Source organism: Streptomyces sp. NPDC021093 (assembly GCF_044333135.1).
Taxonomy (GTDB): Bacteria; Actinomycetota; Actinomycetes; order Streptomycetales; family Streptomycetaceae; genus Streptomyces.
The window spans coordinates 267,952-287,119 of sequence record NZ_JBIRQJ010000011.1 but is presented as its reverse complement, the minus strand read 5'-3'; the positions used below and the strand labels follow the sequence as shown (position 1 = coordinate 287,119).

17 protein-coding genes are annotated in these 19,168 nt (G+C 72.7%); 6 read left to right on the top strand and 11 right to left on the bottom strand.

The window, feature by feature from the left end; genetic code table 11:
• Window positions 1-153: 153 nt before the first annotated feature.
• Window positions 154-954, top strand: coding sequence for a hypothetical protein (locus ACH4SP_RS32545; RefSeq protein ID WP_398420220.1), 801 nt, complete (start codon window positions 154-156; stop codon window positions 952-954).
• Window positions 955-1,052: 98 nt separating this feature from the next.
• Here ACH4SP_RS32545 and ACH4SP_RS32540 read toward each other — a convergent pair whose 3' ends face one another.
• The 4 genes from ACH4SP_RS32540 to ACH4SP_RS32525 all read right to left on the bottom strand — a co-directional run bounded on the left by ACH4SP_RS32540 (window position 1,053) and on the right by ACH4SP_RS32525 (window position 7,268).
• Window positions 1,053-3,272: an NADP-dependent isocitrate dehydrogenase gene (locus tag ACH4SP_RS32540; RefSeq protein ID WP_398420218.1), complete on the bottom strand. Its 2,220-nt coding sequence runs from the start codon at window positions 3,270-3,272 to the stop codon at window positions 1,053-1,055.
• Between the two features lie 315 nt (window positions 3,273-3,587).
• Window positions 3,588-4,502: a sigma-70 family RNA polymerase sigma factor gene (locus ACH4SP_RS32535; RefSeq protein ID WP_398420320.1), complete on the bottom strand. Its 915-nt coding sequence runs from the start codon at window positions 4,500-4,502 to the stop codon at window positions 3,588-3,590.
• Window positions 4,503-4,644: 142 nt separating this feature from the next.
• Window positions 4,645-5,019, bottom strand: a complete 375-nt coding sequence (locus ACH4SP_RS32530) for a nuclear transport factor 2 family protein (protein WP_398420216.1) — start codon at window positions 5,017-5,019, stop codon at window positions 4,645-4,647.
• A 140-nt stretch (window positions 5,020-5,159) separates the two neighbouring features.
• Complete coding sequence (locus ACH4SP_RS32525) at window positions 5,160-7,268, bottom strand: GNAT family N-acetyltransferase (RefSeq protein WP_398420214.1); 2,109 nt, start codon at window positions 7,266-7,268, stop codon at window positions 5,160-5,162.
• Between the two features lie 121 nt (window positions 7,269-7,389).
• Here ACH4SP_RS32525 and ACH4SP_RS32520 point away from each other — a divergent pair, with 121 nt between their 5' ends.
• Window positions 7,390-7,869: a nucleoside deaminase gene (locus ACH4SP_RS32520; RefSeq protein ID WP_398420212.1), complete on the top strand. Its 480-nt coding sequence runs from the start codon at window positions 7,390-7,392 to the stop codon at window positions 7,867-7,869.
• A 129-nt stretch (window positions 7,870-7,998) separates the two neighbouring features.
• Window positions 7,999-9,540 carry a glycosyltransferase family 39 protein gene (locus ACH4SP_RS32515; RefSeq protein WP_398420209.1) on the top strand — a complete coding sequence of 514 codons (1,542 nt, stop codon included), beginning with the start codon at window positions 7,999-8,001 and terminating at the stop codon, window positions 9,538-9,540.
• Between the two features lie 149 nt (window positions 9,541-9,689).
• Here ACH4SP_RS32515 and ACH4SP_RS32510 read toward each other — a convergent pair whose 3' ends face one another.
• Window positions 9,690-9,884, bottom strand: coding sequence for a DUF1918 domain-containing protein (locus ACH4SP_RS32510; RefSeq protein ID WP_398420207.1), 195 nt, complete (start codon window positions 9,882-9,884; stop codon window positions 9,690-9,692).
• Window positions 9,885-10,050: 166 nt separating this feature from the next.
• Window positions 10,051-11,031, bottom strand: coding sequence for a DMT family transporter (locus tag ACH4SP_RS32505; RefSeq protein ID WP_398420205.1), 981 nt, complete (start codon window positions 11,029-11,031; stop codon window positions 10,051-10,053).
• On the opposite strand from ACH4SP_RS32505, the gene ACH4SP_RS32500 reads away from it, so the two are divergent.
• On the top strand, window positions 11,030-12,466 hold the full coding sequence (locus tag ACH4SP_RS32500; RefSeq protein ID WP_398420203.1) for a PLP-dependent aminotransferase family protein: 1,437 nt from the start codon (window positions 11,030-11,032) through the stop codon (window positions 12,464-12,466). The genes ACH4SP_RS32505 and ACH4SP_RS32500 overlap by 2 nt on opposite strands.
• 30 nt (window positions 12,467-12,496) lie before the next feature.
• Here the strand turns inward: ACH4SP_RS32500 and ACH4SP_RS32495 are convergent, their stop codons facing one another.
• Complete coding sequence (locus ACH4SP_RS32495; protein ID WP_398420201.1) at window positions 12,497-12,913, bottom strand: barstar family protein; 417 nt, start codon at window positions 12,911-12,913, stop codon at window positions 12,497-12,499.
• An 80-nt stretch (window positions 12,914-12,993) separates the two neighbouring features.
• A complete protein-coding gene (locus ACH4SP_RS32490; RefSeq protein WP_398420200.1) occupies window positions 12,994-14,175 on the bottom strand; it encodes a glycoside hydrolase family 10 protein in 1,182 nt (393 codons plus the stop codon).
• Between the two features lie 153 nt (window positions 14,176-14,328).
• Between ACH4SP_RS32490 and ACH4SP_RS32485 the strand changes: the two genes are divergently transcribed.
• Together ACH4SP_RS32485 and ACH4SP_RS32480 are read left to right on the top strand one after the other, a co-directional pair.
• Window positions 14,329-15,189, top strand: a complete 861-nt coding sequence (locus tag ACH4SP_RS32485) for a 3-hydroxybutyryl-CoA dehydrogenase (RefSeq protein ID WP_398420198.1) — start codon at window positions 14,329-14,331, stop codon at window positions 15,187-15,189.
• A gap of 185 nt (window positions 15,190-15,374) precedes the next feature.
• Complete coding sequence (locus ACH4SP_RS32480; RefSeq protein WP_398420196.1) at window positions 15,375-15,632, top strand: hypothetical protein; 258 nt, start codon at window positions 15,375-15,377, stop codon at window positions 15,630-15,632.
• A 44-nt stretch (window positions 15,633-15,676) separates the two neighbouring features.
• Here the strand turns inward: ACH4SP_RS32480 and ACH4SP_RS32475 are convergent, their stop codons facing one another.
• The 3 genes from ACH4SP_RS32475 to ACH4SP_RS32465 all read right to left on the bottom strand — a co-directional run bounded on the left by ACH4SP_RS32475 (window position 15,677) and on the right by ACH4SP_RS32465 (window position 19,045).
• On the bottom strand, window positions 15,677-16,207 hold the full coding sequence (locus tag ACH4SP_RS32475) for an NUDIX domain-containing protein (protein WP_398420195.1): 531 nt from the start codon (window positions 16,205-16,207) through the stop codon (window positions 15,677-15,679).
• Window positions 16,208-16,294: 87 nt separating this feature from the next.
• A complete protein-coding gene (locus tag ACH4SP_RS32470; RefSeq protein WP_398420193.1) occupies window positions 16,295-17,647 on the bottom strand; it encodes a transcriptional regulator in 1,353 nt (450 codons plus the stop codon).
• Window positions 17,648-17,932: 285 nt separating this feature from the next.
• A complete protein-coding gene (locus ACH4SP_RS32465; protein ID WP_398420191.1) occupies window positions 17,933-19,045 on the bottom strand; it encodes a PP2C family protein-serine/threonine phosphatase in 1,113 nt (370 codons plus the stop codon).
• Window positions 19,046-19,168 lie beyond the last annotated feature (123 nt).

The following is a 19,168-nucleotide window of genomic DNA, read 5'->3' as shown; positions in this document are numbered from 1 at the left end:
CCCACTGAGCGTCGCGGCGGGCACCCAGGTGCCCGCCGCGACGGCTGTCCCCCCGTCCGGCGGCGGGCGTGGGAGTGCTACTGCGGGCGGAGCAGGTGCGGTGCCTCCGGGCGTACGACGACGGGGGCGCGGCGGCTCGCGAAACTGGACGGCATGACGACGAACCGCGCACCCGCGTACCGCATCCGCGGCAGGACCGCCCACCGTGCCCTGCGTGCCCTGCGCCCGGTCGAGCGGGTCTGTGTCCTGGTCGGGGGCCTGCTCGTCGTCTCAGGGCTCGTGCACCTCGGGGTCTTCGCGGTGGACGGCGGGCCGTGGACCGGTCCTGTGTCGTGGCGCAAGCCGGTGACGTTCGGGCTGTCCTTCGGGGTGACGCTGCTCGCGGTCGCGTGGGTGGCGTCGTACCTGCGCGTCGGGGAGCGGACGCGGGCCGTGGTGCTGGGGCTCTTCGCGGCGGACTGCGTACTGGAGGTCGGCGGGATCACGCTCCAGGCGTGGCGCCGCCGCCCCTCGCACCTCAACATGGAGACCAGCTTCGACTCGGCCGTGTCGATGTCGCTCGCGGTGGGCGGCGGGCTGCTGGTGGTGCTGCTGACGGTGCTGGCCGTGGCGTCGTTCCGGCAGCGTCCCGCCGGGCCCGCAGGGATGGCGCTCGCGCTGCGGGCCGGGTTCGCGATCCTGCTGGTGGGGCTGGTGTCGGGGGCGGTGATGATCGCGCGCGGGGTGGTCCTGACCCGTACCGGGCACCAGCTGGACGCGTACGCCTCGACGGCCGTACTGAAGCCGCTGCACGGGGTGAGCCTGCACGCGGTGCTGGTGCTGCCCGCGCTGGCGTGGCTGATGGCGGCGCGTACGGCGTGGCGCGAGGACGTGCGGGAGCGGGTAGTACGGGGAGGGGTGTGGGTGTACGGGGCGGCGGTGGCGGGAGCGGCCGCCTGGGGGTTCCTCGCCTGACCACCCAGGAACCAGGACACCTGGACACCTGGACACAGGGCTGCCCCGGACGGTGAAGTACCGTCCGGGGCAGCCCCGTTGATGCGGCGTCAGGCAGTTCAGGCGAGGATGGACAGCGCCTGGTTCAGCGTCTTCGACGGGCGCATGACGGCCGCGGCCTTCTTGGCGTCCGGCTGGTAGTAGCCGCCGATCTCGACCGGCGAGCCCTGCACGGCGATCAGCTCGTCGACGATGGTCTGCTCCTGCTCGGCCAGCGTCTTGGCCAGCGGGCCGAACGCCTCGGCGAGCTTGGCGTCGTCGGTCTGCTTGGCCAGCTCCTGGGCCCAGTACAGGGCCAGGTAGAAGTGGCTGCCGCGGTTGTCGATGCCGCCGAGCTTGCGGCTCGGGGACTTGTCCTCGTTGAGGAAGGTGCCCGTGGCGCGGTCCAGGGTGTCGGCGAGCACCTGGGCGCGCGCGTTGCCCGTGGTGGTGGCGAGGTGCTCGAAGGAGACGGCCAGCGCCAGGAACTCACCGAGGGAGTCCCAGCGGAGGTAGTTCTCCTTGACGAGCTGCTGGACGTGCTTCGGGGCGGAGCCGCCGGCGCCCGTCTCGAAGAGGCCGCCGCCGTTCATCAGCGGGACCACGGAGAGCATCTTGGCGCTGGTGCCCAGCTCCAGGATCGGGAAGAGGTCCGTGAGGTAGTCGCGGAGCACGTTGCCGGTCACCGAGATGGTGTCCTCGCCGCGGCGGATGCGCTCCAGGGAGTAGGCGATGGCCTTCTCCGGCGCCATGATCTCGATCGTCAGGCCGTCCGTGTCGTGGTCGGCGAGGTACGTCTTGACCTTGGCGATGAGCTGCGCGTCGTGGGCGCGGTCCTCGTCCAGCCAGAACACGGCCGGGACGCCGGTGGCGCGGGCGCGCGTGACGGCCAGCTTGACCCAGTCCTGGATCGGGAGGTCCTTGGTCTGGCACATCCGGAAGATGTCGCCGGCGCCGACGGCCTGCTCCAGGACTGCGGTGCCGTTGGCGTCGACGACGCGGACGGTACCGGTGGTCCGGATCTCGAAGGTCTTGTCGTGGCTGCCGTACTCCTCGGCCTTCTGCGCCATCAGACCGACGTTGGGTACGGAGCCCATGGTCGACGGGTCGTAGGCGCCGTGCGCGCGGCAGTCGTCGATGACGACCTGGTAGATGCCTGCGTACGAGGAGTCCGGGAGGACCGCGAGGGTGTCGGCCTCGCCGCCGTCCGGGCCCCACATGTGGCCGGAGGTGCGGATCATGGCCGGCATCGAGGCGTCGACGATGACGTCGGACGGCACGTGCAGGTTGGTGATGCCCTTGTCGGAGTCGACCATCGCCAGCTCCGGGCCCTCGGCGAGCTCGGCGTCGAAGGAGGCCTTGATCTCGGCGCCCTGGGGCAGGCCTTCGAGGCCCTTGTAGATGCCGCCGAGGCCGTCGTTCGGGGTGAGGCCGGCCGCGGTGAGCACGTCGCCGTACTGGGCGAAGGTCTTCGGGAAGAAGGCGCGGACCACGTGGCCGAAGATGATCGGGTCGGAGACCTTCATCATCGTGGCCTTGAGGTGCACGGAGAAGAGCACGCCCTCGGACTTGGCGCGGGCGAGCTGCGCGGTGAAGAACTCGCGCAGCGCGGCGACGCGCATGACCGAGGCGTCGACGACCTCACCGGCGAGGACCGGTACGGACTCGCGCAGCACGGTGGTGGAGCCGTCGTCGCCGACCAGCTCGATGCGGAGCGAGCCCGCGTCGGCGATCACGGCGGACTTCTCGGTGGAGCGGAAGTCGTCGGCGCCCATGGTGGCGACGTTCGTCTTCGAGTCCGGGGTCCACTTGCCCATGCGGTGGGGGTGGGCCTTGGCGTAGTTCTTCACCGAGGCGGGGGCGCGGCGGTCGGAGTTGCCCTCGCGCAGGACCGGGTTGACGGCGCTGCCCTTGATCTTGTCGTAGCGGGCGCGGACGTCCTTGTCCTGCTCGGACTTCGCCTCGTCCGGGTAGTCCGGAAGCGCGTAGCCCTGCGCCTGGAGCTCGGCGACCGCGGCCTTCAGCTGCGGGATCGAGGCCGAGACGTTGGGCAGCTTGATGATGTTCGCGCCGGGCGTCTTGGCCAGCTCGCCGAGCTCGGCGAGTGCGTCATCAATACGCTGCTCCTCCTTCAGGAACTCGGGGAAGCTCGCGATGATGCGGCCTGCGAGGGAGATGTCGCGGCTTTCGACCGTGACACCGGCCGTGGAGGCGTAGGCCTCGACGACGGGCAGGAACGAATACGTCGCGAGGGCCGGGGCCTCGTCGGTGTGCGTATAGATGATGGTCGAGTCAGTCACCGGGTACTCCGCTCCACGTCTGCAACATTGCTTGACGTCAAGATATCTCGTGAGGGCGGGTGAGGGTGACTGGGGGGCTGGGCGGGGTTCGCGGGCGCGGGCCGGTGGGTGGCCGGCGTTGCCTGCGGCGCGGTCCCCTACCCGCCCTTCACCCGTTCTCCGGGCGCTGCCCGGACCCGGACAGCCCTCCGGGCTGTGTCCTCAAACGCCGGACGGGCTGAAAATTCAGCCCGTCCGGCGTTTGAGGACCGCGCGGCCGCAGGCCGTGCACCAGCCCGCCGCAGGCGCTTCGCACCCGCACGCGCCGCCTCCCGCCTACTCGTCCAGGAAGCTCACGTCCAGCCCCGCCAGCCGCTCCCCGTCCGCCAGGATGTTCAGCTCGACGATCCTCCCGTCCACGACCGTGAAGTCCATCACCGACATCGTCCGGCCGTTGATCACCGTGACCAGCCCCGGCGCCCCGTTGACCAGCGCGATCCGCGCGAACTGCGCCGCCCGCGAGAACATGAGCGCGTTCGAGACGACCTCCCGCGCCCCCCTGATCACCCTCGACGCCCCCGGGACCGCCGTCCCCACGTCCGCCCGCAGCACGCACTCCGGGTCCAGCAGCGCCAGCAGGCCGTCGAAGTCGCCGCCCCGGGACGCCGCCAGGAACGCGCCGACGATCTCGCGCCTGCGTACCGCGTTCGTGTCCGGTGCGGGCGCGGTGCCCTGGACCCGCCGGCGGGCCCGGCTCGCGAGCTGCCGGGTCGCCGCCGGGGTCCGGTCCACCAGCGGCGCGATCTCCTCGAAGGGCACAGCGAACATGTCGTGGAGGACGAAGGCGAGCCGTTCCGCGGGGCCCAGCGTCTCCAGTACGACGAGCAGTGCGAGCCCCACCGAGTCCGCGAGCAGCGCCTGCTGCTCCGGGTCGGCGTCGTCGCGGCGCACGATCGGGTCGGGTACGTGGGTGTCATCGAGCGGGTCGAGCGGGGCCTCCCGGCGCGAGGTCCGCGAGCGCAGCTGGTCGAGGCAGACGCGGGCGACAACGGTGGTCAGCCAGCCGGGCAGGTTGTCGATGCTGCCCGCCTCCTGGCGGCCGAGCCGCAGCCAGGCCTCCTGGACGGCGTCCTCGGCCTCGCTGGCGGAGCCCAGCATGCGGTAGGCGACACCGCGCAGGCGGTCGCGGTTGGCCTCGAACTGCCCGGCCAGGAAGTCGGGTTCGCTCTGTGGGGTGGTGACGGGTTCCATCGGGCCCTCGTTCTCGCTCTCGTTGCTCGTCTTCGTCAGCGCCATGAGGTCGCAAGGGACTGACGATCCTCGGACGGCGAATGTGACGGGGGGCGGCCCCGGCCGGGCCCTGACCGGGCTCCGCCCCCGGCCGGCCGCCCCGTCAGGCCCCCGGCACCCGGTCCAGGAAGCCCTTGACCGAGGAGACCCGGCCGTCCTCGGCAACCGTGGCGACGTCGAAGCCCGCCACCGGCGCCGACCCGTCGGTCAGGGAGACCAGTTCCCAGCCGAAGCGGACGATGTCGTGGTGCCCGTCGGGCGCACCGCTCAGCCGGAACTCGAACCCGGGGAACTGGGCGAGCGCCCCGGCGATCATGGCGGTCACTTCCGCGTGCCCGCGCACGTCGGCGGCCGGGTCGGTGTAGGCGGCGTCCTCGGTGAAGGCGGCCGCGACGGCCTTGGCGAGGTCGTCGGCCCCGGTGGTGGTGTTCCAGGCGGCGAAGTAGCGCTGGAGGGTGGTCTCGAAGGCGGCGCTCATGGTCGTGTCCTCGTCTTCCGTGGATCCGTGGATCCGTGGTCTCTACCGCTGTGCGGGCCGGCCGGGATCGGTACCGGCAGAAGTACGATCTCCCGCCGGCGCGGCACCGTCGATTACCCCCGAGGTAACTCCCCTGCCGCTCAGGGCATTTCCGGGCCGAGTGGCACACCCCGCCACAGCTCGCGCGGCGGGCCGTCCGCCGTGGGCGCGCCCCAGATCCGTACCGCACCCGCGTCCGTACCGTCGTACGACGGCCATCCGGGGTCCCCGTGGGCCACGAACCCGGCCCAGGCGCGGACCAGTTGCACGGACAGCTCGTCGTCGGCCGCGGTCGGCGGCCCGCCGACGAGGAACTCCAGGTGCGGGTCGTGGTGGTTGCCGAAGGCGAAGGGGATGTCCGCGCAGTGCCAGGCGCGCACCACGGGCCGCCCGGTGGAGTCCGTACGGCGGCGGGCGAAGCGGGAGAGGAAGGTGCGGCCTCCGGCGCCGACATGGGCGTCGGCGACGCGGTTGCTGTACTCGGCGAACCTCAGGTCGCCGAACAGCGCGAGGTAGACATCGAGGACGGAGGCGTCCGGCATGCGCTCGCGGTAGCCCTCGACGAGGGGACCGGGAAGGCCGAAGTCGTCGCAGAAGGAGGACAGTTGGGGCTCTGTGGTGATCTTCGCGCTGCTGCCGACCGCGTCCAGGAGCCAGTACTCCTCGGTGGTGTGGCAGACCAGGAGATCCACGCCTTCGACGGGCGCGGCGGCGTGTGCGGCGAGGGGGTCGGCGGGCAGGACCGTGCCGTCGGCGACCGGGCCGTACAGGACGGGGTCGTAGTGCCGGGAACCGGAGCCCGGGTCCCGGCGGAGGGTCTCGGCCACCTGGTCGGAGGCGGCGACGAGGTCCCGCGGGGAGGCGGCGAGCAGCCCTTCGGCGGTGGCGGGGACGCCTGCGGCCGCGGCGATCCAGCGGGTGTTCTCGGCTGCGGTGTCCCGCGAGAAGCACGGGCCGACGGCGCTGTGTGCGACGACCCGCCGGAACAGCCCGCGCGCCTCGTCCATGAGCATGAGGCTCACCGCGGAGGTCGCCCCTGCCGACTGTCCGGCGACGGTCACCCGGTCCGGGTCGCCGCCGAAGGCCGCGATGTTCGTACGTACCCAGCGCAGTGCGGCGGCCTGGTCGAGGAGGCCGCGGTTCTCCGGGTGGGCGTCGCCGCCGCCGGGGACGTGCCCGAACCCTTCGAAGCCGATCCGGTAGTTGACGGTGACCACGACCAGGCCCGCGCGGGCCAGGGCCGTGCCGTCGAAGTCGGGCTGGGCACTGGAGCCGAAGGTGTAGGCGCCGCCGTGGATCCAGACGAGCACCGGCAGCGGTCCGTCCACGCCCGCGGCCCACTCGCCGGCGCGCGGCGCCCACACGTTGAGCGTGAGGACGTCCTCGTCGCCGGGTGCCCAGGCGGGTGCGCCTGGCAGTTCCGCGGACTGCGGACAGACCGGGCCGAAGGCGGTGCAGTCCCGGACGCCGTCCCACGGGGCGGGCGGCTGCGGGGCCCGGAACCGGTGCGGGCCGAACGGCGGTGCGGCGTAAGGGATTCCGAGGTGAGCGGCGATGCCGGGGGCGGCCGTCAGGCCCCGTACCCGGCCCTGCTCCACCCGTACGACGAAGCCTTCGGACGCGGCGTCCGCAGCCCCGTCCGGCACGCAGTCCACCGCTCCGCCCACCACTCCGTCCGCCGCGGCGTCCGCAGGCCGGAGCAGCCGCTCCCACCTGACCTCACCGTCCTCCCGCTTCTCCGTCGGCTCCAGCCCTGCGGCCCGTGCGACGGCCTGTGAGGCCAGGTGCTCCGGGTGGACGTGGGCGCACAGTGCGCCGATGCCCGGCTGCCTCGACAGCCACTCCGCCAGGCCGCGGGCCGCCTCGGTCGCGATGCCGCGGCCCTGCAGGCCGGTGCCCACCACCCAGGCGATCTCGGCGACCCCGGCCTCGACCGTCGCCTGGACGGTGCCCGCCAGGCGGTTCTCGTCGCGCAGCCGGACGACCCAGTTGAACCAGCCGACGGCCGGGTCGGGCGAGCCGGCCGCCAGGCGTACGTACCGGGTGTGCAGCGCTTCGGCGGACAGCGGTTCCCCGCCGATGAACGTGTGCAGGGCGGGGTCGGCGAGGACCTCGGCCATCTCCGCTGCGTGCGCGGCGGCGAGGGGGACGAGGTCGAGGCGGTCGGTCCTGAGGACCTCGGGCTGCGGCAGTTGGTGCGGGCGGGGCATGCGGTGCGGGTCTCCGTCTGTCGGTGTGCCGTCACGTTAGCCGCACGCCCGTCTACGATCCCAGGGAGTTTCCGCGACTCGATCAGGACCCAGCCCGTACCGACCCACCAGGGAGAACCCGATGGCCGACGAGACCGACCTGACCCACCTGCGCCGCTGCGTGCGGCTCGCCGCCGAGGCGCTGGCCGCAGGCGACCAGCCGTTCGGCTCCGTACTCGTCGGCGCGGACGGCTCGGTGCTCGCCGAGGACCGCAACAAGGTGGGCGGCGGCGACCACACCCAGCACCCCGAGTTCGCGCTCGCCCGCTGGGCCGCCGCACACCTGACGCCCGAGGAGCGGCGGACCGCGACCGTCTACACCTCCAGCGAGCACTGCACGATGTGCGCCGCCGCACACGGCTGGGTGGGCCTCGGCCGGATCTCGTACGCCAGCTCGTCCGAGCAGCTCATGGGATGGCTCGCCGAGTTGGGTGCCGGCGCACCGCCGCTGACGATCCTCCCGGTGCAGCAGGTGGTACCGGGCATCACGGTGGAGGGGCCGGTGCCGGAGCTCGCCGAGGAGATCCGCGGACTGTTCCGCAAGATGCTGGGAGCAGGCTGACTCCGCCTCGCGGACGGGCGTGAACAGCGCACGGAGGAGCGTAACTTCGCCTCGTACCCGCCGAGTTGACCGATTCGTTGCGGTACGAGGTCTTCTGGCGGGCGGTGTCCCGGCCGTAGGCTCCTGGCCGTGTACGACAAGGGTCTGCCCCTCGCCGAGCCCCGCTCCGAGCCCTGTCCCGGGTCCCGCTCGCTCCACGCCTTCGCCACCGCTCCCGCCGCCACGGTCTGTGTCCTCGTGGCGGCGCTGCTCACCGCGCTGTCCGGGCGGTACGGCTACCACCGCGACGAGCTGTACTTTCTCGTCGCGGGCGACCATCCGGACTGGGGCTATGTCGACCAGCCGCCCCTGACCCCGCTCCTGACCAGGGCGTTCAGCTCGGTGTTCGGGGACAGCCCGGCCGGGCTGCGGGTCGCGGGGACGCTCGCCTGCGTACTGCTGGTGCTGCTGGTGACCGCGGTGGCGCGGGAGCTGGGCGGCGACCGGCGGGCCCAGACCCTCGCGGCGGTGTGCGCGGCGACGTCGACGTTCGTGCTGGCCGTGGGGCACATGGTGACCACGGCGACGTACGACCTGGTCGCGTGGTCGGCGATCAGCTGGCTGTTCCTGCGGCTGCTGCGGTCCGGCGACGCCCTGTGGTGGGTGCCGGTCGGGGCGGCCGTCGGCATCGGCGTGCAGAACAAGTACCTGGTGGCGATGCTGGTGGCCGCGCTGCTCGGCGGGCTCGCGATCGCCGAGCCGCGCAGGCTGCTGCGCAGCGGGTGGCTGGGCGTCGGCATCGCGGTCGCGGTGCTGATCGCCTGGCCCAACCTGTGGTGGCAGGAACAGCACGGCTGGCCCCAACTCACCGTCGCGGGCGGCATCGTGGCCGACGACGGCACCGAGAACCGGCTCCTGTTCGTACCGCAGCAGCTGCTCTTCCTCTCCCCGCTGTACGTTCCGCTGTGCGTCGCGGGCTGGCTGCGGCTGTGGCGGCACGCGGAAGCGCGCTGGGCACGGGCGGTGGCCTGGGCGTACCCGCTGCTGTGCCTCCAGGTGGTCGGCACGGGCGGCAAGCCGTACTACGCGCTGCCGCTGCTACTGGTGCTGCTCGCGGCGGGCTGCGAACCGGCGGTGGAGTGGCTGGCGCGCGGGACGCGGCGGCTGCGGCGGGGGCTGCCGGCCGGGGCGGTCGCGGTGACGGCGGCGATGAGTCTGGCGGTGGGGCTGCCGGTGCTGCCGCCGAGCGAGCTGAAGTGGGTCGTCGGGATCAACCCGGAGCAGGGCGAGCAGGTGGGCTGGCCGGAGCTGGCGGACGCGGTGGCGGCGGGCTGGCAGCGGATACCCGAGGCCGAGCGGGCCACGTCGGTCGTCTTCACGCAGAACTACGGCCAGGCCGGCGCCCTCGTACGGTACGGGCCCGCGCGCCGCCTCCCCACCCCGTACTCCGGCCACATGAGCTTCGCCGACTGGGGCCCGCCGCCGGACACGGCGGACGGCCGGGTGCTCCTGCTCCAGCAGCGCGGCACCGGGGCGGGGACCGGGGCGTTCTTCCGCGACTGCCGCCGGGTGGGCCGCGTCGACAACGGCCGGGACGTGGAGAACGAGGAGCAGGGCACAGCGGTCCTGCTGTGCGCGGGCACGACCGAACACTGGTCCCGACTCTGGCCCCGCCTAAGGCACTTCTACTGACGGACGAGCCTCCGCCCCCTTGGGCAGCGGGGCCGCCCCCCGGGGGCAGTGGGGTCTCCCCTGCTCCTTAAGAGCTTGGGGAAGGGTGGGCAAGGGGGCGGCCCCCACGCGGACCGCGCCCTCTCACGACCGCACGCGCCCGCCCCACCTCACTCCTCCGCCCCGCGAACCCGCACCACCGTGTCCGGCCCCGGCGACATCACCGTCTCCCGCCCGTCCGCGAACCGCACCCGGTACGGCGGCGTCCCGTCCGGCCCCAGCACTTCGACGATCTCCGCGACCCGGTCCTGCTGGCCCACGATCCTGCCGTGTGTCAACAGCCGGTCGCCCACACTCGCTCGCATCGGGACTGACCTCCTGAGCTCGGACGAGGTCGGACGAGGTCCGATCTGCGGGGCCAAGTCTAGGTCCGCCCAAGGGAGTTGACACCCGCCGGTACCACCGGGTGTCAATACTGGCCGACTCCCGCCGTCGACTCCCGCCGCCAGCTCCCGCCGCCGGCTCCTGCCGTCAGCTCCGCACCCGCTGGGTGACCGCGATGCACACCAGCACCGCCACCGCCGCGACAGGAGCCGCCACCGGCAGCACCTCGCCGAGCAGCAGCACGGACCAGACCAGTGTCAACAGGGGCTGGGCCAGCTGGAGTTGACTCGCCCTGGCGACCCCGATCTCGGCCATCCCCCGGTACCACACCACCAGCCCCAGGAACTGCGACCCGATCGCCACCCACAGCAGTCCGGCCACGCTGTGCACGGTCGGGTGCAGCGGTTCGACGGTGAGCGCGACCGCCGCCACCGGTACCGCCACCGGCAGGCACATGACCAGCGCCCACCCGATGACCTGCCACCCCGGCATCTCCCGGGCGAGGCCTCCGCCCTCGGTGTATCCGGCGGCGCACACCAGCAGCGCCCCGAACAGGCAGAGGTCCGCCGCCGAGAGTTCCCCGCCGCTCTGCTGCACCGTGAAGCCGATGACCACGGCCGCTCCGGCGAGTGCCGCCGCCCAGAAGGCGCGCGAGGGCCGGTTCCCGGTGCGTACGGCCGAGAAGACGGCCGTGGTCAGCGGCAGCAGACCCACCACCACCGCGGAATGGGCGGTGGTGGACGTCTGGAGCGCGAGCGTGGTCAGCATCGGGAAGCCGAGCACGACCCCGATGCCGACGACGGCGAGGCCGCCCCAGTGCCGGCGGTGCGGCACGGGCACCCGCAGGGCGAGCAGCGCGCTCCCGGCGACGAGCGCGGCGAGCACGCTGCGCACGGCGACCAGGGTCCACGGCCCGAAGCCTTCGAGACCCCACGCGGTGGCGGGAAAGGTGAGCGAGAAGGCGACGATGCCGAGGGCGGCGAGCAGGGTGCCGTTGCGGGCCAGGGGCGCGGTGTCGGGACCCGCCGCAGGGGTCGGGGCCGTCCCCCGAGCCGCAGCCGTCCCCGGAGCCTCCGGCCCCGCAACTGCTATCGAGGGAACGGGAGTAGCGCTATTCTGTGCTGTCATGCATGAGCGTAGCAGCGTCGCCGACCTGGCATCTGTCCTCCGAGCAGATCTTCACCGCTACTCCCCTGGTGGAAAGCTGCCGTCCAGCCGTGCCCTCGTCGAGCGCCATCACGTCAGCCCCGTCACCGTCTCCCGGGCCCTCGCGCAGCTCGCCGCCGAGGGTCTCGTCGTCACCCGCCCCGGCGCCGGTGCCTTCCGGGCCGAGGCGCGCGAGGAGTCCCGGCCGGCCGGTGACACCTCCTGGCAGGCGGTCGCGCTCAGCGCGGACGGGGCCACCGATCTCGTACCGCGCACGGTGGACGCGTCCGGTGTCCTGGTGACCCTGGCCGCGCCCGCCGCCGGAGTCATCGAGTTCAACGGCGGCTATCTGCACGCCTCCCTCCAGCCCGAGCGGGCGATGGCCGCCGCCCTCGCCCGCGCCGGGCGGCGGCCGGGCGCGTGGGGGCGCCCGCCCACCGACGGCATCCCCGAGCTGCGCGAGTGGTTCGCCCGTGGCATCGGCGGGGCGGTCACCGCCGCCGACGTGCTGATCACCGCCGGCGGACAGAGCGCCCTCACCACCACACTGCGCGCACTCGCCCCGCCCGGCTCCCCGGTCCTGGTGGAGTCACCGACCTACCCGGGCATGCTCGCCATCGCACGGGCCGCCGGGCTGCGGCCGGTGCCGGTGCCGGTGGATGCCGACGGGGTACGTCCCGACCTGCTCGAAGCCGCCTTCCGGGCGACCGGGGCCCGGGTCTTCATCTGCCAGCCGCTGTTCCAGAACCCGACCGGCGCGGTCCTGTCGCCGGAGCGCCGCCCGGAGGTGCTGCGGATCGCGCGCGCGGCGGGGGCGTTCGTGGTCGAGGACGACTTCGTACGCCGTCTGGTGCACACCGACGCCGGGCCGCTGCCCCGCCCCCTGGCCACCGACGACCACGACGGGGTGGTGGTCCACGTCTGCTCGCTCACCAAGGCGACCTCGCCCAGCTTCCGGGTGTGCGCGCTCGTCGCACGCGGGCCGGTCCTGGAGCGGCTGCGCGCCATCCAGGTGGTCGAGAACTTCTTCGTGCCGCGTCCCCTCCAGGAGGCCGCCACCGAACTGGTCGGCTCCCCCGCCTGGCCCCGCCATCTGCGCACCGTGGCAGGGGAGTTGAGGAACCGCAGGGAGACCCTCACCGCCGCCCTCCGTCTCCGGCTGCCCGAACTCGGCCTCGCGCACGTTCCGTCCGGCGGCTACCACCTGTGGCTCCGCCTCCCGGACACCGCCGACGAGAGCGCGGTGGTGTCCGCCGCGCTGCGGGCCGGGGTGGCCGTCGCCCCCGGCCGCCCGTACTTCAGCGCGGAGGCCCCCGCCGGGCACATCCGGCTGAGCTTCGCGGCGGTGGCGTCCGCCGCCGAGATCACCGAGGGCGTACGGCGGCTGCGCACGGCCTGCGACGGGCTGACCGGGTAGCACCCGGCAGGGGGGCAGGCCCGCCCGCTCTCACCCCAGGCGTACGTCCACCCCGTGCTCGCCCAGCACGTCGAGCGCGGAGTCGAAGAACGCCACCAGGTGGGTGCGGGCGGTATCGGATTCGGGCCAGTCGAGGACGAAGGGCGCGGTCGCGCCGAAGCCGCCGCGCAGACAGTCGCTGAGGGCGTCCAGATTGGCCCCGAAGTAGCCGCCTGGCCCGTTGACGGCCTCCCCGAGGGCGAGGAAGAGGGCGGAGCGGTCGGTGATGTGCCGCCCGTCGATCACGTACGTACGCCCGGCGGGGGCGTCCTCGCCCACGACCGGCCGGGAGAAGTGGTGCTCCTGGACGGCGGCCAGCCACGCCAGGCGGCCCTCCGGGTCGAGGTCGGTCCAGCCGCCGGGGCGGGTGAGGGCGCTGATGTCCACGGGACGCTGATCATCGCTCATGGGGGCATTGTGCCCGTACGGGCAGGGGGCCGCCGAGCGGAGACGGCTCACCCCCTCCGCCCGGAGACCCGCGCTCCTCGTTACCGGTAGTGGTCCGCCACCACCCGTTCCATCGCTCCCGTCCGGTCCGTCCCGACCTGTCGTGCCGAGAAGAACACGTGGCCCCGCACCTCGGGGTACGACGCCGCCAGCGTCAGGTGCCGGGACAGTTCCGCGGGGTCCTGCCACGCCGCCGGCTGGGCCGGGTCGCCCGCCTTGTAGAGGGCCTCGCCCACGTACAGCTCGGTCCCCGTGCCCCGCACCGTCGCCGCCCACCACCGCACCAGTTCCGCGTAGTCCGCCGGCGGGAAGCCGATGTTCCAGTAGAGCTGTGGGCAGACGTGGTCGATCCAGCCCTCCCGCACCCACTTGCGCGTGTCCGCGTACAGGTCGTCGTACGTGCCGAAGCCCGCCCGGGTCCGCGACCCCTCGGGGTCCCGGGCGAAGTTGCGCCACACCCCGAACGGGCTGACCCCGAAGCGCACCCCCGGCCGCACCTCCCGGATCCGCTCGCTCATCTCCCGTACGAGCAGGTCGGTGTTGTGCCGCCGCCAGTCGGCGAGTTCCCCGAAGCCCGCCCCGTGCGCCGCGTAGGCGTCGGCGTCGGCGAAGGTCTGTCCCGCCACCGGGTACGGGTAGAAGTAGTCGTCCCAGTGGACCGCGTCCACCTCGTAGCGCCGTACCGCGTCGAGCATCGCGTCCTGCACGAAGCGGCGGACCTCCGGCAGGCCGGGGTTGTAGAGGAGCTTGCCGCCGTACGCGACGATCCACTCGGGGTTCCGACGGGCCGGATGGGCCGCGGAGAGGCGCCCGGGGTCTGTGTGATTCGCCACCCGGTAGGGGTTGAACCAGGCGTGCAGTTCCAGACCCCTGCGGTGGGCCTCCTCGACGGCCGTGCCGAGGGGGTCCCAGCCGGGGTCGCGGCCCTGTTCCCCGGTGAGGCACTCCGCCCAGGGTTCGTACGGGGAGGGCCACAGGGCGTCGGCGGTCGGGCGCACCTGGAACACCACCGTGTTCAGCCGTCTGCGTACCGCGGTGTCCAGGTGAACCAGCAGCTCAGCGCGTTGTTCATCGGCGCTGAGGCCCTTGCGGGACGGCCAGTCCAGGTTGGCCACGGAGGCCAGCCACATCCCCCGCATCTCCCGTCCGGCGGGCGGCCCTGTACGTGCTGCGGAGCTTCCGGTCAGGGCCAGTGCGGAGAGCGCGCCGACCGCGCCCGCCACAAGCCTCCTTCGTGCGATATGTCCCACAAAACAACACCTCACCGTTCCGGTACGGACCTGCCTTCCGGCACAGCATGCCCGCCCCTCCCGGCCGCCACCGCGCAGACGCGGAGTAACGTCGGGGGTTCGGATACGTAGAGCGAAAGGCACGATGTGACCGACATCGAACGCGTCGGAGTAGTGGGCTGCGGCCAGATGGGCGCCGGCATCGCGGAGGTGTGCGCCCGCAGCGGCCTTGAGGTCAAGGTCGCCGAGACCACCGGCGAGGCCCTGGAGATCGGCCGCACCCGGCTCTACAACTCCCTCTCGAAGGCCGCCGAGCGCGGCAAGATCTCCGAGGAGGAGCGCGACGCGACGCTCGCCCGCCTGAGCTTCACCACCGACCTCGGGGAGTTCGCGGACCGCGACCTCGTCATCGAGGCCGTCGTCGAGAACGAGCAGGTCAAGACGGAGATCTTCCAGGTCCTGGACCAGGTGGTGACCCGCCCGGACGCCATCCTGGCCTCCAACACCTCCTCCATCCCGCTGGTGAAGCTGGCCGTCGCCACGTCCCGTCCGGACGCCGTCATCGGCATTCACTTCTTCAACCCGGCCCCGGTGCAGAAGCTCGTCGAGCTGATCCCGGCCCTCACCACGTCCGAGGGCACGATCAGCCGGGCGCACGCCATGGTGGAGAAGATCCTCGGCAAGCACGCGATCCGCGCCCAGGACCGCTCAGGCTTCGTGGTGAACGCGCTGCTCATCCCGTATCTGCTCTCCGCGATCCGGATGTTCGAGTCGGGCATCGCCTCGCGCGAGGACATCGACAACGGCATGGAGCTGGGCTGCGCCCACCCGATGGGTCCGCTGAAGCTCGCGGACCTGATCGGCCTGGACACGGTCGCCTCGGTGGCGGACTCCATGTACGCCGAGTTCAAGGAGCCGCTGTACGCCGCCCCGCCGCTGCTCCAGCGGATGGTGGACGCGGGCAGGCTCGGCCGCAAGACGGGCTCGGGCTTCTACCCGTACGGCTGACACAGCGTCACATGCCTTCGCAGCGCCCCCCGCACTCCTGATTCGCACGGAGTGTGCGGGGGCGCGCGCGGTGTGCGGGGTGTGCTCGCATATGCCCCGCACACACGCTCGCGCCATACGGGCAAAGGGAGTTGACTCATCGTCAACAACAGCTGAACCAACTCCCCCGTGAAGGAGCGGACATCGTGACCACCGGCCCCGAACAGAGCGTGGTCGTAGAGGAAGTCTCGGAGATTCGCCGCCGCCTCGACGTGGGGATCGCCCACATCGAGGGACGGCTCGCCGTACACACACTGCGTGACGACCAGAACGACAAGGACCTCGCCGATCTGATCACCCGCGTGAGCGTCCTGGAACACTCTCGCTGGCCGCTGCCCGCGGTGGCGGCGCTCACCGCACTCGGCGCGCTCGCCGTCGCCGTCTGGCAGGCCATCGGCCACTAGCGGCCGACCCCGGCCCACGGGCCGACCCCGGCACCGGACTTCCGCTATCCCAGCCGCAGGTGATGCAGCATCAGCAGCCCGGCCGCCATGTTGGCGGCCGGGACCTCACCCCGCGCGATCATGTCGGGGATCAGCTTCAGCGGTATCCACTCGCGGCGCGAGGACTCGAAGTCGTCCACCGGGTAGCCGGTGTAGGTGGCCCCCTCCGCCCAGTAGAGGTGGTGCCGGGCGTCGGTGAGACCGTTCGACGGCTCGACGGTGAGGAGGTGCTGCAGCGGTCCTGGCCGCCAGCCCGTCTCCTCCTCCATCTCGCGGGCCGCTGCCGCTTCGACCTCCTCGCCGTCCTCGACGACGCCCGCGGCCAGTTCCCAGCCCCAGCTGTCGGTGATGAAGCGGTGGCGCCAGAGCATCAGCACCTCGTTCGCCTCGTTGACGGCTGTCGCGACGGCGACCGCGCGCAGGCGGATGAGGAAGTGGTTCAGATGACGGCCGTTGGGGAGTTCGACGTCCGCGAGATTCACCCGGAACCACGGGTTCTCATACACAGTTTGTTCGTTTAGGTTCGTCCACTGCACGGTTCTGCCACCTTCCGGCAATTGGATGCACGTAGATGGCAACATCGCAGCAGGGAGCACGCTGGGGGAACCAGCGCCCGGCGGCCCTTACAGGGGAATACGCAGAGCCCCGTCGATCATTTCGGCCGCCTCGTCGGCCTGGGCGCATCCGCTGGCCGCCAGATGCTCTCGCACGGCACGCAGCCGGTCTCTCAGCCGCTGGGACTCCATGCCCCGCGCCTGCTCGGCCATCTCGACCGCGGTGGCCACCGCCCGGTCGGCCTCCCCCTGCCGCAGTTCGACATGGGTGAGGATGGCGAGCCGGTGCACCCGGCCGCGGTCGTGTGCGCGGGTGTCGACCGCCGCCGCCGCGTGCTCCCGCGCGGTCGCGAGGTCCCCCATGCTGAGCAGTGCCTCCGCCACCTGCACATTAACCAGGCCCGGTTGTACGTAGCCGGTCTCGTCCGGCTCGTGGCCGGGGCGGATGCGGTCGGCGGCCTTCTCGGCCCGCCGGATGCAGGCGAGCGCGCTGCCCCCGTCCCCGAGGTGGGCGTACGACTTGGCCTGCATCGCATACAGGTCGGCAGCGAGCGCCGGGCTGATTTCCCGCCCGGCGGTGCGCAGGGCGGCCTCCGCGAAGGCGACCGCCTGCCGGTACTCCCGCATGAACAGCGACTGGTTGACGAGCAGGGCGATGACGTACGCGCCAAGACCCCGGTCGCAGCTGGCCTTGGCCAGCCGCAGTGCCTGGTGGAAGTAGCGCTGCGCGAGCCCCTGGGCGTCCGAGTCGTAGGCGCAGATGCCCGCGATGGCCACCAACCCGCCGGTGGCACGGTGCAGTTGGCGCCCCGTGGTGTCGTTGTAGCCGCCGCGCAGCAGGGGCGCCGTCTCGGAGTTGAGGAAGCCGACGATGCGGGAGCGGGTCGCGACGCCACCGGCCTTGCGGTACATCTGCTCGTAGTGCGCCCGGGCGGCCTTGAGGGTCTCGATGTCCGCGAGGTTCACATGGGTCTGCCCGGACCGGGAGACGTCGCTGTCCTCGGGCGGGTTCTCCCACTCCCAGACCGGCATCACGGCCGGCGTGCCCGTGACGGCGGGGGCGCCGAGGACGTGCGGGCGCTGCTGCTCGTCGGAGCGCCACAGGGCGGTGGCCCGCTCCACGAATCCGCAGAGGGAGGAGCCGGAGCTGCTGCCCGGCGAGACCAACTCGCCCTGGAATCCGCCGAGTCCGATGTCGTCGAGCGCCACCTGCCGGTGCAGCCGTGCGCTGAGCACCTCGCAGATCAGGTCGGGCACCTGACCTCGTGGACGCTGCCCCTTGAGCCATCGGCGGACCGCCGTGTGGTCGTAACGCAGCGCCAACCCCCGTTTCCCTCCCGCGTGGTTGACGTGCGCGGCCAGACCGGCCTGGGAGACCCCGGCCTCGTCCAGCAGAGCATCGAGAAGAGCATTGGGCTGCATCGGAGCGCCTCCGGCTGACTCGGTCGTGCACCAGCGTAGTACCGGGGTATTCACACGGGGAGTGAACGGAATGCCTGCATCCAGGCCCCTCACCCACTCCCGCCGCACCCCGTGAACCGGTTGACTTAACTGCCTCGCAAGAGGCGGCCGGGCCGCCGGCTCCCCCCTCCATCAGCGCGGCGGCCCGATCCCACCCCCGTCCGTCCCGCCCGGCTGACCTGCACCTTCCGCGGCGGGACGGACGGCAGCCGCGCCGGGCCGCACCCCCTTCGGCCCGAACTCCCCTCAGCGGTGCGAGGGTTCGGGGCGCTGGCGGCGGGAGGCCGCCGTGCCCTGCACGGGCACCCGCAGCCGGTCGTTGCGCAGCACCACAAGCGCCACGTCGTCGCACACCAGCCCGCCGGTGTGCCGCAGCAGCGCCCGCTGTACGCCCGCGACGAGCGCGACGGGCGACACCGGCAGCTCGGCCGCCGCCCCGGTGAGCGCGGACCGCAGCGAGAAGAACTCCCCGTCCGCGTTCCTGGCGTCCTCCGCGCCGTCGGTGTGCAGTACGAGGAGTTCCCCGGGCAGCAGCGTGACGCACAGCTGCGCGGGCAGCTCGGCGGGCAGCGGGAACGGACCGAGCGGCGGCAGCGGATCCCCGCCGACGACGGGCTCGGCGCTCCTGCGCAGCCGGTAGGGCCACGGGTGACCGCAGTTGAGGGCCAGCACCTCGCCGTCCGCGTGGATCTCCAGGAGCAGTACGGTGACGAACTCCTCGGCCTGCGGTCCTTCCGGCTCCGCCGCCGCGGAGGCCGGCTGCTCGTCCCGGGCGCGCTCGCGCAGATGCCGGTGCAGGGCCCGCTCCAACCGCCGCATCACGCCCCCGAGTTCGCGCTCGTCGTGGGCGGCCTCGCGGAAGCTGCCGAGCAGGGCGGCGACCGCCCCGATCGCCGGGAGGCCGTGCCCCCGTACGTCCCCGATCACCACCCGCACCCCGTGCGCGGTCGACATCACCTCGTACAGGTCGCCGCCGACGACGGCCCCCTGACTCGCGGAGAGCTGTCCTGCGGCCAGGGCGAGGCCTTCGAGGCGGGCGGGCAGCGGTCTCAGCAGCACCTCCTGGGCGGCGCGCGCGACCTCCTTGATCCGGCGCAGCTCCCGCAGCGGCCCGATCCTCACCCCCACCCCCAGGGCCACTCCGCCGAGCACGAAGCACCCGCAGGTGACGAGGTCCGGGAACGGGCGGGACAGCTCCCGGGCGACGACGGCGGCGAGCCAGAGGCCGAGGAACGCGGCACCGAGCGCGTACCGGGCGGAACAGGTCCCGCGGCGGATGCACTGTCCCGTCCGTGGGCACCGCACCACCCCGATGCGCCGCCGCGGCCTGTGGCGCAGCCCCGCCCTCTGACTGATCATTCCTGACGGCCCCCTCGGAGCACTTCGCAGCGGCGCGGCCGGTCGGCCGGAATGATTCTGTCTATCGTTCGTGCCGCGATGCGTACATCGCCCGCCCATCTCACCCAAATGAGTGAGGGGCAC

Excerpts from the sequence above, each read along its gene's own strand:
- ACH4SP_RS32465 (WP_398420191.1), bottom strand. The coding sequence starts at position 19,045 with ATGATCAGTCAGAGGGCGGGGCTGCGCCACAGGCCGCGGCGGCGCATC.
- ACH4SP_RS32530 (WP_398420216.1), bottom strand. The coding sequence starts at position 5,019 with ATGAGCGCCGCCTTCGAGACCACCCTCCAGCGCTACTTCGCCGCCTGG.
- ACH4SP_RS32545 (WP_398420220.1), top strand. The coding sequence starts at position 154 with ATGACGACGAACCGCGCACCCGCGTACCGCATCCGCGGCAGGACCGCC.
- ACH4SP_RS32470 (WP_398420193.1), bottom strand. The coding sequence starts at position 17,647 with ATGCAGCCCAATGCTCTTCTCGATGCTCTGCTGGACGAGGCCGGGGTC.
- ACH4SP_RS32495 (WP_398420201.1), bottom strand. The coding sequence starts at position 12,913 with ATGAGCGATGATCAGCGTCCCGTGGACATCAGCGCCCTCACCCGCCCC.
- ACH4SP_RS32500 (WP_398420203.1), top strand. The coding sequence starts at position 11,030 with ATGCATGAGCGTAGCAGCGTCGCCGACCTGGCATCTGTCCTCCGAGCA.
- ACH4SP_RS32510 (WP_398420207.1), bottom strand. The coding sequence starts at position 9,884 with ATGCGAGCGAGTGTGGGCGACCGGCTGTTGACACACGGCAGGATCGTG.
- ACH4SP_RS32535 (WP_398420320.1), bottom strand. The coding sequence starts at position 4,502 with ATGGAACCCGTCACCACCCCACAGAGCGAACCCGACTTCCTGGCCGGG.
- ACH4SP_RS32525 (WP_398420214.1), bottom strand. The coding sequence starts at position 7,268 with ATGCCCCGCCCGCACCAACTGCCGCAGCCCGAGGTCCTCAGGACCGAC.
- ACH4SP_RS32505 (WP_398420205.1), bottom strand. The coding sequence starts at position 11,031 with ATGACAGCACAGAATAGCGCTACTCCCGTTCCCTCGATAGCAGTTGCG.
- ACH4SP_RS32520 (WP_398420212.1), top strand. The coding sequence starts at position 7,390 with ATGGCCGACGAGACCGACCTGACCCACCTGCGCCGCTGCGTGCGGCTC.